The sequence below is a fragment of the Streptomyces sp. KL109B genome (assembly GCF_030766935.1).
In the GTDB taxonomy this organism is placed as follows: domain Bacteria; phylum Actinomycetota; class Actinomycetes; order Streptomycetales; family Streptomycetaceae; genus Streptomyces.
On sequence record NZ_JASERL010000002.1, the window covers coordinates 223,597 to 238,136 of the forward strand.

A 14,540-nucleotide genomic window follows, 5' to 3' on the forward strand; every position below is an offset into this window, starting at 1 on the left:
CCCCACGTGCACCACCCCACCGACGCCGACGCGCTCTGCCGGCTGTCCGCCACCGAGACCGCCGCACTGATCCGCTCGCGGGAGCTGTCGCCCGTCGAGGTCACGGAGGCGGTGCTCGACCGGATGGCGGCCGTGGACGGGGAGCTGGGAGCGTTCTGCACGCCGACCCCCGAGCTGGCGCGGGAGGCCGCTCGGCGGGTCGCGGACGACATCGTGGCGGGGCGGGAGACCGGGCCGCTCGCCGGGGTGCCGATGGGCGTCAAGGATCTGATTTCCACCAAGGGCATTCGGACGACGTCGGGCTCGCGCGCGTACGCGGACTTCGTGCCGGACGAGGACGATGTCGTGGTGGAGCGGTCGGTGGCGGCGGGCGCGGTCGTCCTCGGCAAGACCAACGCCACGGAGTTCGGCTACAGCGCGACGGGGCACAATCCGCTGTTCCCGCCGACCCGCAACCCGTGGGACCTCGCGCTCACGCCGGGCGGTTCCAGCGCGGGCTCCGCGGCGGCCGTCGCGGCGGGGCTCGGGCCCGTGGCACTCGGCAGCGACGGCGGCGGCTCGGTGCGGGTGCCGGCCGCGCTGTGCGGGATCTTCGGGTTCAAGGCGTCGATGGGGCGGGTGCCGGTGTATCCGGGGTGCCGCGACGAACGGTATCCGGGGGTCTCCGGCTGGGAGTCGATCGAGCACATCGGGCCGCTCACCCGCACCGTCGCCGACGCCGCGCTGATGCTGTCCGTGCTCGCGGGGCCCGACCCGCGCGACCGGCACTCCATCCCGTGCGCGGACGTGGACTGGACCGGGCGTCGGCCCGTCGGCCGGCTGCGTGTCGCGTACAGCCCGGACCTGAACGGGCGCGTCGCGGTCGATCCCGAGGTGCGGCGGGCGGTGGACGCGGCGGCGAAGGTGCTTGAGCGCGACCTGGGGGCCGACGTCGAGGAAGTCGACCTCCAACTACCCGACTACAGCCGGGCGTTCGGGGCGATCGTCGCCGCCGAGACCGACCTGACGGGCATGCGGGCCATGGCCGACCGGCTCGGCTCCGACATGTCCCCGCACCTGACCGCTCTCCTGCGCACCCCGTGGACCGCCGAGCAGTTCACCGACGCCAACATGGTGCGCAAGGCCGTCGTGAACCGGGTGGCGCGGCTGATGGCGACGTACGACCTGATCCTCACGCCCACGACCACCGTGCCCGCCTTCCCGGTAGGCGTGCAGGGGCCTGAGCTGATCGACGGGCGGATGGTGTCCACGGACCACTGGACGTCGTTCGCGGGGCTCGCCAACCTCACCGGCCAGCCCGCCGCCTCCCTCCCGGCGGGCCGCACCGAGGGCGGGCTCCCCATCGGCGTACAGCTCATCGGCAGGCACCTCGCGGACGGCGCGCTCCTCGACGTGTGCGCGGCCTACGAGGAGGCGGCCCCGTGGCGGGAGGCGTGGCCGACATCGATCTGAGCAGCGACGCGACGCCTACCGCACGTCCCCGTACTCGCTCAACACCCCCGGCGGAGCAAGCGCGTTGACGTAATGCGCAGGACCGTGGTCGTCGAAGGAGTACTTGAACGGCAGCGTGCGCGTCAGCGCGAGCCGTGCCGCGAAGAAGGCGAGCGGGGCGACGACGGCGAGTCCGGCGAGGCTGTCCATCTGGGGGTACGGCAGGGCGGGGTCCACGCGCTCCACCCAGCCCTCCTCCCGGGCCCGGCCCGGGATCGCCGTCATGCGGCGCGCGCGGCGCAGCGGGTTCGCACCGGTGAGCAAGTCGCCGGGGAGCGCGGCCAGTTCGGCCGCCGCGTCCGCCGCCATCGTGAACGCGGAGTCGACGGCACCGCGCGGCCTGCGGAAGTGGAACTCGCGGCCGAACGGGGCATAAGGCCCGACGGGTCGCGGCGGCAGCGCGGGCACCACGTCGCGGTCGTAGATGTAGCGCAGGAGCCGGTCCCGTAGGAAATAGGTGTCGTTGCTGTCGACCGTGCTCTCGCAGGCGCGCGCCAGGTCGGGGCCGCCGAGCATGGGCTGCCCGAACGTGTAAACGGCGCGCAGGCGGCGGGCGATGTGGGCGTAGCGCGGTTCGTGGACGAGGGTGACCGCCATCAGCGCCGCCATGGCCGCGCCGAGGCTGTGCCCGGTGATGTAGAGGGCTTCGAGGCCGTCTCCGCGGGTGCCCTTCTCGTCGGGGTCGATGGATTCGCCGCGTACGGCGCGTTCCAGGGCCTGGAGGATGAGGTAGCGGGTGGCGCGCATGTTGCGGTAGAAGCCGGCGTGCACCTCGTATTCGCCGTCGCCGAGGTCGACGGCGAGGGTTTCGGGGCGGACGTCGGCGTCGGTGAGGATGCTGATGATGTCCTCGGGCTGGGTGCCCCGGTAGCAGAGGATCGCGGTGCGGCGCTCCTCGTCCTGGATCAGGTAGGCGGCGGAGGCGATGTAGAGCGCGTCGACGCGCTGTTCGAAGACGCGGACGCGGTTGCGTTCCAGGCCGAGCCGGGTCGCCATCATGGCGACGGTTTCGGCGTCGCCGCCCTGCTCGTGACCGGCGTACGCGTACGCGGCGAGGGTCGCCATGGTGTGCGGGAGCACGCCCGCCGGGTCCGGGTGCTCCTTATCCTCGCTGAGCAGCCGCGGCAGTTCCGGGTGGACGGGAAACGTCGTCCTGCCCTGCTCGACGAAGGTGGGTTCCTTGAGGGGCCGCAGGTCGGCGAAGGCCGGTCCGTGCACGATCGTGTGCCGCATGACACCTCCCAGGACGGAGGCTGTGCAGCACACCATCGGGTCCCGGCGGCGTCAAGGCGTCGTCGATCGGCCACGCGCGGGCCCGGCGGATGGGGCGGGAGGGGTTCCGGCGACGTACGGGGCGGGCCCGCCTGCGGCTCCCCGGCCACTGACAGGGGCAATTCCCTTTGTACGTACGGGAGTTCGCGCGCGCATACATGGCGGGAACGGGCGCTGTGGCGGGTCCGAGCGCGCCGATAGCGTCGCTGCCCCTCCCCCTGCACGAACCTTCCCCACGTACCTTCGACAGGGACGGCAACCGATGGCCGAGAACGCACGTCAGCCACAGTACGAGCGGTACGAGGGCGGCAGTCCCGAGGCGGAACGCCTCGTGTTCGAGCGCCTTGCCCGCGAGATCATGAAGGTTCAGGTCGCGAACCGGCGGGCCAGTGGCGCCCAGGGTTTCGAGCGCGCCTTCCACGCGAAGGCCGCGCTCGGCGTGGAGAACGCCCGCCTGCGGTTCAACGACGACCTTCCGGCCGCGCTGCGCGCCGGCTTCGCCCAGCCGGGCGCCGAGTACTCGGCGACGGTGCGGCTGTCCAACGCGAGCGGCATGCGCGGCCCCGACGGGGCGCCCGATCTGCACGGTGTCGCGGTGCGGGTGCGGACCACGTCCGAGGAGAGCCACGATCTGCTCGCCACCTCCTTCCCGGTGTCGCACGCGGCGAACGCCCGTGAGTTCGTGGCGTTCGCCAAGGCGATGGCCGGGGCCCGCAATCCGTTGCAGAAGGCGTTCGGCCTGTTCGTGAAGCTGCCGCTGGCCGTGGGGCTCGGCACCGCGAACCGGATGCGCCGCAACGTCCAGGCCGCGACCCGGAAGACCGTCAACAGCCTTGCACAGGAGACGTATTGGAGCCGCGGCGCGATGCTGTGGGGCGAGGCGGGACCGGTCCGCTTCCTGCTGCGGCCCGCCGTGGGCGGCGGCCCAGAGCCGCGCCCCGACCGGCGTGACCCGAACTTCCTGCACAAGGAACTCGCGTACCGGCTCTCGCGCGGCGACGTCGCCTTCGACCTGTGCGTGCAGCGCTACGTCGACGAGCGGCGCACGCCCGTGGAGAACAGCGCGGTGGACTGGAAGGAGGCGATCACCCCGCCGATCCCCGTGGCGCGGCTGACCATTCCGGGCCAGGACATCACGACGGCGGAGGCCCGTTCGGCGGCCCGCCGGATCGAGGAGCTGTCCTTCAACCCCTGGTACACGACGGAGGAGTTCAGGCCGCTCGGCAACATCAACCGGGCCCGCAAGTCGGCGTACCACGCGAGCAGTGCGCAGCGCCACGGCACCCGCTTCACGCCGCACGAACCGCTCAGGAACCGGGTGCTCGGCGCGCCCGTGAGCCTCGCGTTCCGGCTCCTGAACCGCTATGTCCCGTGGCACAAGCTGCCTTTGGAGCTGAGCCTGCTCAACCTCGTGTTCCTGCGGAAGGCGCTGCGCAAGCTGAACCTGATCGACACCGACGTACAGGAAGCGCCGCCGAAGGCGGAGTCGGTGCCGGTGCCGATCGACGAGCGGCTGCGTACCGAGCGGTCCTACGACGGCACGTACAACGATCTGTCGGAGCCGAAGATGGGCGCGGTGGGCGCGGCGTTCGGCCGCAACCTCAAGCCCGTGTACCGGCCCGACCTGTTCGACACTCCGAACCCGGTGACGGTCAGCCGCAGCCTCCTGGCCCGGGAGAGCTTCGTCCCGGCGACGTCGCTGAACATCCTCGCCGCGGCGTGGATCCAGTTCCAGGTGCACGACTGGGTGAACCACCGCCGGTACAAGCCGGGTGACAAGGCGGTCGAGGTGCCGCTGCCGCCCGGTGGCGGGACGTGGGTCAACTCCCCCGGCGGGCCGGAGGAGAACGTGATGCGGTTCGCCGAGAACGAGGGCATCGAACTGCCCGGCGACGTGCCGCCGGTCCTGTTCGGGAACACCGCGTCGCACTGGTGGGACGGCTCCGAGGTGTACGGCGGCGACGAGCAGACGGCGAAACTGCTGCGCGAACCCGAGGGCGGGGCACGCCTGTTGCTCGACGGTGGGCACATTCCGATCGACCGCACCGGCATCCCGATCACCGGGTTCAAGGACAACTGGTGGATGGGGCTCAGCGCGATGCACACGCTGTTCGCGCGCGAGCACAACGCGGTGTGCGACGCGCTGCGCTCCGAGTACCCGTCGATGAGCGAGGAGCGGATCTACCACACGGCCCGCCTGGTCGTCTCCGCGCTGATCGCGAAGATTCATACGGTGGAGTGGACGCCTGCGATCCTCGCGACGAAGGCCATCGACATCGGCCTGCGCACCAACTGGGAGGGCCCGCCCAGGAATTGGCTGAACCAGCTGGGCCTTTGGCTCCTCGAATCGCACTCGCTGACCGGCATCCCGAAGACGATGCCGGACCACCACTCCGCCCCGTACTCGCTGACCGAGGACTTCGTCACCGTCTACCGGATGCACCCGCTGATCCCCGACGACTACGAGCTGCGCGAGCACCACTTCGGGCAGCGCCTCGAAACGCTCGGCTTCAACGACATCCAGGGCGCCGCCGCCGAGAGCCAGATCCGCAAGACGGGCCTCGCGAACTCCCTGTACTCGTTCGGCATCGCGCACCCGGGCGCGATCACGCTGCACAACTTCCCGAAGTCGCTGACCCACTTCCAGCGCGAGGGCGAGATCATCGACCTGTCGGTGGTCGACCTCGTACGCACCCGCAGGCGCGGCGTGCCCCGCTACAACGACTTCCGGGCGGGCCTGCACAAGGAGCGCATCCAGCGCTTCGAGGACCTGACGCAGGAGCCGGAGACGCTCGCGCGCCTCAAGGAGGTGTACCGGGACGTCGACGAGATCGACACCGTCGTCGGCCTGTTCGCGGAGAACCCGCCCACCGGGTTCGGCTTCTCCGACACCGCGTTCCGGATCTTCATCCTGATGGCGACGCGGCGGCTCCAGAGCGACCGCTTCCTCACCGTCGACTACCGGCCGGAGATCTATACGCCGCTCGGCATGGACTGGGTGGAGAAGGGCGGTATGAAGTCCGTGATCCTGCGGCACTGCCCGGACCTCGCGAGCCTGCTGCCGCGCGACGCGAGCGCGTTCGCGCCCTGGCGTCCGGTGCCGCCGGCGGAGAACGGGGGCACGCATGACGCAGGCTGAGGAAGGGCCGGGCTTGTCGGGCCACAAGGGCCTCGACGACCTGCTGACCCGCCCGCTCCTGACGACGGTCTGGCGCCGCCGCACCCACCGCGTCTCGCGCGGTGCGTCGGTGCCGGCAGGGTCGATGAGCTACCGCTCGCCGCACGAGCCGAAGCCGCTCAGCGAGCTGGAGGAGGCCCTCCTCATCGCGGTCACCGGCTCGACGGGCCTGACGATGCCGGACCGCCCCTTCGAGGACCCCCGCGACGGCAAGCCCATCATGTCCAAGCCGAACCTGACGATGACGGGCCGCACGGCGGGCAGCCCCGACAACGCGCAGGGCACGTACTTCTTCCTGATCAACGACAGCGGTACGTACTTCCTGCGCAAGCTGCCCGCCGCCCCGCACGAGCCGTTCACCGCCGAGGCCCTGGTGGAGCGGGCCGAGCAGTCCAAGGTGAAGGTCCTCGACCACCGCCTGGACGTCGCCGAGGGGCTGCGCGACTTCCCGGCGTACCTGGACTCGAACCGCTTCCTGTCGAACCTCCCCGGCACGACGGTGCTGTTCCCGGTGGTCGACCTCTCGCACCAGTACATCAACGCGCTCATGTACCTGCTCACGCAGCCCGACGGGGCGCGCCCGACCCTCGTCGACGACCGGAACCTCTACCGTCCGGCGGGCGTCAAGAAGTGGCTCGACAACGGGTTCCTGAACAAGGACCTGAAGCTGCCGCTCGGCGCGCTCGGCCCGATGCGCACCCAGATCGAGGCGGATCTCCTCCTCCAGACCGTGATGCTGACGGCGGAGGCGATGGGCCTCGGCGCCTGGATCCACGCGTCGCTCAACCCACCCATCGCGCTCGGCGACCCCAAGTTCAACAAGACGTACGGGAAGATGCTCGGCTTCACGTTCGTCACGCCGCGCTGGCGCCTCGCCGACCTGTGGCGCTGGCACGTCCCACTCCCGAAGTACGCCAACCTGCGCTCGCACCCGGTGGGCCTGGCCGACCCCGCGACCGGCGAACCACTGATCGCGGCTGCCTGTCCACCGGCCCACGCCTCCATGTCGGACGCGGTCGACGCGATCATCGACGCGAAGTTCGGCACGGGCGGCGTCTACGGAGACAAGGACGTCTTCTCCCGCATCTACAAGGAGGACTACGGCCAGCGCTATCTCGCCGAGGCCAGCGAGTACGACGAGCGCGTCATCGAGTGCGCCCGCGACATCTGTACGTACATCCTGTCCACGCACCGCCGCTTCCCCGCGCACACGGACGCCATCCATGTGCCGGGGGTCTGGCTGCAGGCGCACCACGTGGAGGGCGAGTACTACGACCGCTTCTTCACGAACGGCCTGACCGACGCGCACCGCGATCACGACACCCTGTGGGACGGCGATCGATGAGTTGAGTCGGCACGGGCGGTCTTCCTCTGTACGCTCACGCGGACGACGGCACCGCACCCGTACGCATTGGAGGACCGCCCGATGACCGAGAGCACCGGCCTGACCGACGTCCTGAGCCCGCACGTGTCGAAGGGGCCCGTGCCGGGAGCCGTGGGGCTCGTGGCCCGCGGCGACCGGGTCGAGGTGGCGGCCGTGGGGCACGCCGACACCGAAGGCAGCGCGCCACTGGCCCGCGACTCGATCTTCCGCATCGCGTCGATCACGAAGCCGATCGTGGCAGCGGCCCTCATGACGCTCGTCGAGGAGGGCCGCATCGCGCTCGACTCGCCGATCTCGCACTGGCTGCCCGAACTGGCCGCGCCGAACGTGGTCCGCGATCCGGCGGGCCCCATAGAGGACGTGATCCCGGCGGCCCGCCCGATCACGGTCGAGGACCTGCTGACCTTCCGGGCCGGCTGGGGCTTCCCCTCCGACTTCTCGCTCCCGGCGGTGCAGCCGCTGTTCGCGCTGATGGACCCGCACCACCCGCAGCGGGTGCCCGAGCCGGACACCTGGCTGGCCTCGCTCGCCGGGGTGCCGCTGCTGTACCAGCCGGGCGAGGCCTGGCTCTACAACGCCTGCTCGGACATCCAGGGCGTGCTCATCTCCCGGATGACGAGCCACTCGCTGCCCGAGTTCCTCGCCGAGCGGATCTTCGAGCCGCTCGGCATGACCGACACCGGCTTCGAGGTCCCGGCCGCCAAGCGCTCCCGTTTCACCAGCTTCTACGCTCCCACGGCCGACGGCGGCGCCGAACTCGTCGACACCCCGGACGGCCAGTGGAGCGGCCTGCCCGCGTTCCCCTCCGGCGCGGGCGGGCTCGCCTCCACCGTCGACGACTGGCACGCGTTCGCGCGCATGCTGCTCGACGACGGCGGCTCCGTGCTGTCCGCCGACTCGGTGCGGCTGATGACGACGGACCACCTGACGGCGGAGCAGCGCGAGGCGAGCGGCCTGTTCACCGAGGGCGAGGGCTGGGGCTTCGGCGGCTCCGTCGACGTCACCCGCACCCACCCGTACAACGTGCCGGGCCGCTACGGCTGGGTGGGCGGCACGGGTACGTCCGCCCACCTCACGCCGTCGACGGGGACGGTGTCGGTGCTCATGACCGGGTTCGGGATGGCAGGTCCGACACCGCCGCGGATCATGCGGGACTTCTGGACGTACGCGGCGTCCTGAGCACCCCCTAAGTCACTGCTCGCCGCTCAGGATCGGCAGCAGCAGCGAAGCCGACCAGCTGAAGTTCGGCGAGTTGAGCGGGGCGCCGGTCAGCGGGTCGTAATTCTCCTGGATCGGGCGGTCACCGGTGAGCCCCTCGCTGTTCGCGAGGAGCTTGCCGGTGAGGTCGTCGGCGTCCTTGGTGTAGCCGTAGTGGCGCAGGGCGCCGAGGGCGATGTAGGCGTGGTCGAACCAGACGGGGCCGCGCCAGTATTCCTTGGACGCGAAGTACGGGGAGGCCTTGGAGACGGTCGGGAAGGGGACGTGGGTCGCGAACTCGCCGGGGTCGGTGAGGCGTTGGCGTACGTGTGCGGCCTGGTCCTGTGACGCGGCGCCGGTCCACAGCGGCACCGCGCCCTCGATGCCGCGGCCCCGGTCGGTGAGCGGCGCGTCGTCCTTGAGGGCGATGTCGTGGAACCAGCCGTCGGCCTTGTCGTAGAACTTGGCGCGCACGGCGGCGCTCGTGTGCTCGGACTTCTCGCGCCACTTCGCGGCCCCGCCGGGGCGGCCGATGGCGTCGGCGATGCGCGCCAAGTAGGCCTGGTCCTGGGCGAGATAGGCGTTGAGGTCGACGGACTCCTGGTTGAGGGAGTAGCCGATGAGGGTGCCGTCGGAGGCGTGGTTGGCGACGACGGAGGTGCCGAGTTTCGCGTCGAAGCGCGGCGCGTTGTCGAGGCCGCTCTCCCAGGCGGCGGCGAGGCGGCGCTGTTCGGTGGAGTCGTTGGCGGGGTCGACGGTGGCGCCGTACTCGGCGAGGCCGTCGTGGTCGTGGTCCCGGTTGCGGTACCACCAGGCCTGGTAGGCGGCGAGCTTCGGGTACAGCTCGCGCAGGAACGAGCGGTCGCCGCTCCTCTGGTACACCTCCCACACCGACCAACTGGCCATCGGCGGCTTGGAGTTACGCTCGTTCCAGTTGCCGCCGCCGCGTTCGGGGTCGTTGTAGAAGAGGGCGTCGGGGATCATTCCGGCGTCCTGCGGGCGGGTCTTGGAGTCCGCGGTGACCTGGTAGTCGAACATGGACCGGATCTGCGACTCGGCGAGCGCCGGGTCGAAGCGGGCGGTGCCCACGGCCTGCTTCCAGCTGTCCCACGCCCACAGTCCACCCGTGAACCACTTGTACGAGATGGAGGGCGTCATGCCGTCGTGCTTCAACTGCCCGGCGGCGGAACGCCAGTTGGAGACGAGGGTTTCGAGGGATTTGACGGCGGTACGGCGTCGGTCCGCCGGCACCCCGCGCGTGACCCCGGCGACGTACCGCGCCCACCGGGCGTCCCCTGCGGTGGCGTACGCGTCCGGGGCGGCGAGCACGGAGCGCGCCCGCTCGGCCTCGCGGGTGCGCTCGGCGTCGGTGAACGTGTAGGACTCGGTCCAGTCGAAGTGGTGCGCGGCGCCGGGCGCGAGGGTGACGGGCGACGCGGCCCGCGTCTTGTAGGTGTCGCCGTCGACGGTCGTGTGCACCGGGTCCTTGTGCGTGACCTCGAAGCGTTCGGTGCCGTCGGTGAGGTAGTCCCACTTCTCGCGCACCTTCGCGAAGTCGACGCCGACGCCGTGCCCGGTGGGCTTCAGGGACGGCGCGTCGTGCATGGGCGCCTTCTTGGGGCGCAGCAGGCTGCCGGTCCAGTCGGCGCCGAGGGTGCGGGCGGTGTTGCCGGTGTTGCGAACTTCGGCCCGCACCATGGCGGTTCGGTTCGTCGCGAACCGGAGCGTGAGGTCGAGGGTGAGGCCGCGCCCGAGGTCGTACGACTGGAGGAGGCGGCCCGGCTGCGAGGTGAATCTGGGGGTGCCGCCCGCGTCGAGGGCCAGGGTGCGGCCGTCCTCCGTGAGCCGCATCCGGCTGAAGGACTTGCTGAGCCACCACGGGTACTCCTGCGCGATGTACAGCGGCCCGCTGAAGCCTCCGTACGCCGCCTTGTCCCCGGCCTTCGGCAGGGCGTACGCGTGCCAGGCGCCGCGGTCCGAGAAGGTGCTGATGGGGTTGTTGTCCTCGGAGTCGCCTGGCAGCGCGGCCTTCGGGGTGCCGTGCAGGTCGAGGACGTCGGCGTAGTCGGGTCCCTGGGGTGCGGCGGCGCTGGCGGGCGGGGCGGCGAGGCTCGCGCCGCCGACGAGCAGCAGGGCGGCGGCGAGGGCGCGGGCGGGGCGGCGGGCGGATCGGTGGGTGGTCACGGGGTGGTGTCTCCAAGCGGTTGTTCGGTGGTGCGGAGGACGGCGGCGCCGAGCGGGCCGAGCGTTACGGAGCCGGAGCCGGAGCCGTGCGTGTCGGCGCCCGTGAGCAGGTCGGTTCCGAAAGTGCCGGGCGCCGGGACGTCGACGGCGTGGTCGTTGTGGTTGAGGAGGAAGAGGTACGAGGCGTCAGGCCCGGTGCGGACCGTCGCCTCGACGCCGTCCGGGACCGGGGCGCACGCGGTGACACCCGCGTCCCCCAGCACCCCGTCGAGGACGTCGCCGATGCCCTCCGGCAGGTGGCAGCTCACGTACCAGGCGGCGCCGCGCCCGACGGTGTTGCGGGTGACGGCAGGAAGCCCCGCGAGCGGTCCGGCGGCGTAGGTGTCACGGACATCGGCACCGGCACCGGCACCGGCATGGGCCACCACCCACTCGCTCCACACGGCGGCCTCGGCCCCCGAGGCGAGCGGCACCCGCTCCCCGTCCGGCACCGGCCAGAACTCGTCGACGCGGACGCCGAGCAGCGCGGCGAGCGGTCCGGGCGCTCCCCCGTCGTGGATGTGGTCGTGCTCGTCGACGACGCCGCTGAACGGCCCGCACACGAGGTGCCCGCCACCCGCCACGTACGCGGTGAAGCGCTCGGCGTCGGCGGTGCGCAACAGGTGCAGGTTCGGGGCGAGCACGGCGCGGTAGCCGGTGAGGTCTGCGGACGGCGGGGCGAAGTCGACGGTGACGCCGCGCGCGTGCAGCGCGTCGTACCAGGGGCGCAGCAGGTCGCGCCAGCGCATGCGGGCGCTGGGGTGGTCATCGGACTCCATGGCCCACCAGGAGTCCCAGTCGAGGACGATCGCGACGTCCGCCGTGATGCGGCTGCCCGCGACCTCGGCGAGCCGGGCCAACTCCTGGCCGAAGCGGACCGTCTCGCGCCAGCCCCGCGAGGCGGTGCCGCCGTGCGGGAGGAGGGCGCTGTGGTATTTCTCGGCGCCCGCACGCGAGGCCCGCCACTGGAAGTACATGACGCCGTCGGCGCCGCGCGCCACGGCCTGGAGCGACCAGAGCCGTTGCAGTCCTGGCTTCTTGGGGACGTTGACGGGCCGCCAGCTGACGGCGGACGGCGCCTGTTCCAGCAACAGCCACGGCCTGCCCCGCTTCAGCGAGCGCATCAGGTCGTAGTTGAGTGCGGCGTTGATGTGGGCGCGCGGGTCGGCCGGGTCCGGGTAGGCGTCGTCCGACACGAAGTCCTCGTGGCGGGCCCACTCCCAGTAGTCGAGGGCCTTGAACATCGACATGAAGTTGGTGGTGGCGGGGGTGTCCGGGGTGACCTCGGCGAGGACGGCGCGCTCGGCGCGGTGCAGGGCGAGGAGGGCGTCGGAGCAGAAGCGGCGCCAGTCGAGGAGCTGGGTCGGGTTGACCGGTCCCGGCGCGGTGCGCGGCGGTTCGACCTCGTCGTACGTGCCGTAGCGCTGGGACCAGAAGGCGGTGCCCCAGGCGTGGTTGAGGGCGTCGACGGTGCCGTACTTCGCGCGCAGCCAGTCGCGGAAGTGTGCGGCGGAGCGCGGGCAGAAGCACTCCGTGACGTGGTCCCCGTACTCGTTGTGGATGTGCCAGAGGGCGACGGCGGGATGGTCGCCGTAGCGTTCGGCCAGCTTCCGCGCCAGGTGGACGGCGGCGGCGCGGTACTCGGGTGACGAGGGGCAGTAGTGCTGCCGGGAGCCGAATTCGAGGCGGACGCCGTCGGCGGTGACCGGGAGGATCTCCGGGTGGGCGCGGACCAGCCAGGCGGGCGGGGAGGCGGTGGCGGTGGCCAGGTCGACGGAGATGCCGTGCGCGTGCAGCAGGTCGAGGAGCCGGTCGAACCAGCCGAAGTCCCAGTCATCAGGGCCCGGTTGGAGCCGCGCCCACGAGAACACGCCGACGGTCACCATGCTGACGCCGGCCTCCCGCATCAGCGCGGCGTCCTCCTTCCACACCTCCTCCGGCCACTGCTCGGGGTTGTAGTCGCCGCCGTACAGCAGCCCGGGTACGCGGGGCAGACGGCCGATGTCCATGGCGGTCATCCCTTCACCGCCCCGCCGAGCAGCCCGGCCACGAACTGCCGCTGGAAGAGGAGGAAGAGGGCCATCAGCGGCAGCGTCGCGAGCAGCGAGCCGAGCATCAGGCCCGAGTAGTCGACGTGGGAGAGACCCGTGAGGGTGTTGAGTGCGACGGGCACGGTGTATCGGTCCTCGGTGTTGAGCATGAGCAGCGGCCAGATGAAACTGTTCCATCCGGTCATGAAAGTGAAGATCACCAGGGCCCCCAACTGCGGGCGCACGCAGGGCAGCACGACCCGGTAAAAGGTGCGCAACTCCCCCGAACCGTCCATGCGGGCCGACTCGATCAGCTCGTCGGGGAAGTCGACGAAGCCCTGGCGCATAAGCAGGATCCCGAAGGAGTTCGCGAGGAACGGCAGGATCACGGCCTGGTAGGTGTCGATCCAGCCGACGCTCGCCATCATCTGGAACAGCGGGACGAGCAGCACCTGGAAGGGGATCATCATCGTCGCGAGCACGGCGGCGAGCAGCAGCCCGCGCCCTCGGAAGCGGTACTTGGCGAGCCCGTAGCCGCACATCGCGGAGACGAGCGAGCTGACGGCGGTGTGCACGACGGCGATGCCGACACTGTTGAGGAGGACCCGGCCGAAGCCGATGGTGTCCTCCAACCGGGCGAGATTGTCGAGGAGTTTGCCGCCGGGCAGGAGCGGCGGCGGCGAGCGGAACAGGTCGGACGTGGAGTGGGTGGCCGCGATCGCCATCCACAGGAACGGTACGAGGCTGACGACCGCGCCGACCGTGAGGACGAGGCGGGCGAGCCAGCGCGTGCCGCGCACGGCGAGGAAGGCTTTCATCGGCGGCGCTCCCTTCCGAACAGCAGGTACTGGAGCGCCGAGATCGCGGCGATGAGCACGACGACGACCCAGGCGATGGCGGCGGCGTATCCGAAGTCGAACTGCTGGAAGCCGACCTTGTAGAGGTAGACGACGGGGGTGAGGGTCGCGTCGTCGGGGCCCCCCTTCGTCAACACGTAGTTCTCGTCGAAGAGTTGGAGGGTGCCGATGGTGGAGGTGACGACGCAGAACAGGATCACGGGCCGCAGCTGCGGCAGCACGACGCGCGTGTACGTGGCGAGGGTGCCCGCGCCGTCGATGGCGGCGGCCTCGTACTGGTCCTTGCCGATGGCCTGGAGTCCGGCGAGCAGGATGACGGCGTTGTAGCCGGCCCACCGCCAGGTCAGCGTGATGATGAGCGAGATCCGCGCCCACGTCGGGTCGTTGAGCCAGTCGACGGGGCCGAGGCCGACGACGCCGATGATCTGGTTGACGAGTCCGCCGTCGGTCTTGAGAAGGACCTGGAAGACGACGGCGTACGCGACGAGCGTGGTGACCGCCGGCAGGAAGTGCAGGGCGCGCCAGGTGCCGCGGAAGCGCAGCCACGACTGGTTGAGCAGGACGGCGAGCAGAAGCCCGAAGCCGATCATCACGGGGACCTGCACGACGAGGATGAGCGCCGTGTTGGCGAGGGACTTCAGGAACGCCGGGTCGTGGATCATCCGCTGGTACTGGTCGAGCCCGACCCACGTGAGGGCGCCCTTGTCCTCGCTGGTGAAGGACTGGAGGAGGCTCGCGCCCAGCGGGTACGCGAAGAAGATCACGAAGAGCGCGGCGGCGGGACCGGCGAAGATCCACCCGGTGAGCCGCAGGCGGCGGCGCGGGCCGCGCGTCTTGCCGGGGGCGCGCGTGGGAGCGGGATCGAGAGGGCGCTCGGGGCGTTCGCCTTGTGCTTCGAGTACGGCCAT

Annotated in this window: 9 protein-coding genes; 4 read left to right on the forward strand and 5 right to left on the reverse strand. The window is 71.1% G+C overall.

Going from position 1 to position 14,540, the window contains the following annotated elements:
* The first annotated feature begins 6 nt into the window (after positions 1–6).
* On the forward strand, positions 7–1,452 hold the full coding sequence (locus RBJ65_RS07000; RefSeq protein ID WP_306316534.1) for an amidase: 1,446 nt from the start codon (positions 7–9) through the stop codon (positions 1,450–1,452).
* 15 nt (positions 1,453–1,467) lie between these two features.
* Here the strand turns inward: RBJ65_RS07000 and RBJ65_RS07005 are convergent, their stop codons facing one another.
* Complete coding sequence (locus RBJ65_RS07005; protein WP_306316533.1) at positions 1,468–2,724, reverse strand: lipase family protein; 1,257 nt, start codon at positions 2,722–2,724, stop codon at positions 1,468–1,470.
* A gap of 301 nt (positions 2,725–3,025) precedes the next feature.
* On the opposite strand from RBJ65_RS07005, the gene RBJ65_RS07010 reads away from it, so the two are divergent.
* The 3 genes from RBJ65_RS07010 (at position 3,026) to RBJ65_RS07020 (ending at position 8,504) form a co-directional block, all read left to right on the forward strand.
* Positions 3,026–5,902 (forward strand): peroxidase family protein, encoded by a 2,877-nt coding sequence (locus RBJ65_RS07010; RefSeq protein WP_306316532.1) that lies wholly within the window; start codon positions 3,026–3,028, stop codon positions 5,900–5,902.
* The gene (locus RBJ65_RS07015) at positions 5,889–7,286 is read left to right on the forward strand and encodes a hypothetical protein (protein ID WP_306316531.1); all 1,398 of its coding nucleotides are present in this window, start codon (positions 5,889–5,891) and stop codon (positions 7,284–7,286) included. The genes RBJ65_RS07010 and RBJ65_RS07015 overlap by 14 nt, the downstream gene beginning before the upstream one ends.
* A gap of 81 nt (positions 7,287–7,367) precedes the next feature.
* The gene (locus tag RBJ65_RS07020; RefSeq protein ID WP_306316530.1) at positions 7,368–8,504 is read left to right on the forward strand and encodes a serine hydrolase; all 1,137 of its coding nucleotides are present in this window, start codon (positions 7,368–7,370) and stop codon (positions 8,502–8,504) included.
* Between the two features lie 12 nt (positions 8,505–8,516).
* Here RBJ65_RS07020 and RBJ65_RS07025 read toward each other — a convergent pair whose 3' ends face one another.
* The 4 genes from RBJ65_RS07025 to RBJ65_RS07040 are packed head-to-tail and all read right to left on the reverse strand — an operon-like array spanning position 8,517 to position 14,540.
* Positions 8,517–10,706, reverse strand: a complete 2,190-nt coding sequence (locus tag RBJ65_RS07025) for a trehalase family glycosidase (RefSeq protein WP_306316529.1) — start codon at positions 10,704–10,706, stop codon at positions 8,517–8,519.
* Positions 10,703–12,763 (reverse strand): beta-galactosidase, encoded by a 2,061-nt coding sequence (locus RBJ65_RS07030; protein WP_306316528.1) that lies wholly within the window; start codon positions 12,761–12,763, stop codon positions 10,703–10,705. The genes RBJ65_RS07025 and RBJ65_RS07030 overlap by 4 nt, the downstream gene beginning before the upstream one ends.
* Positions 12,760–13,593: a carbohydrate ABC transporter permease gene (locus tag RBJ65_RS07035; protein ID WP_306316527.1), complete on the reverse strand. Its 834-nt coding sequence runs from the start codon at positions 13,591–13,593 to the stop codon at positions 12,760–12,762. Before RBJ65_RS07035 ends, RBJ65_RS07030 begins: the two co-directional genes overlap by 4 nt.
* Entirely contained in the window at positions 13,590–14,540 is a 951-nt protein-coding gene (locus tag RBJ65_RS07040) for a carbohydrate ABC transporter permease (RefSeq protein WP_306316526.1), read from the reverse strand. The genes RBJ65_RS07035 and RBJ65_RS07040 overlap by 4 nt, the downstream gene beginning before the upstream one ends.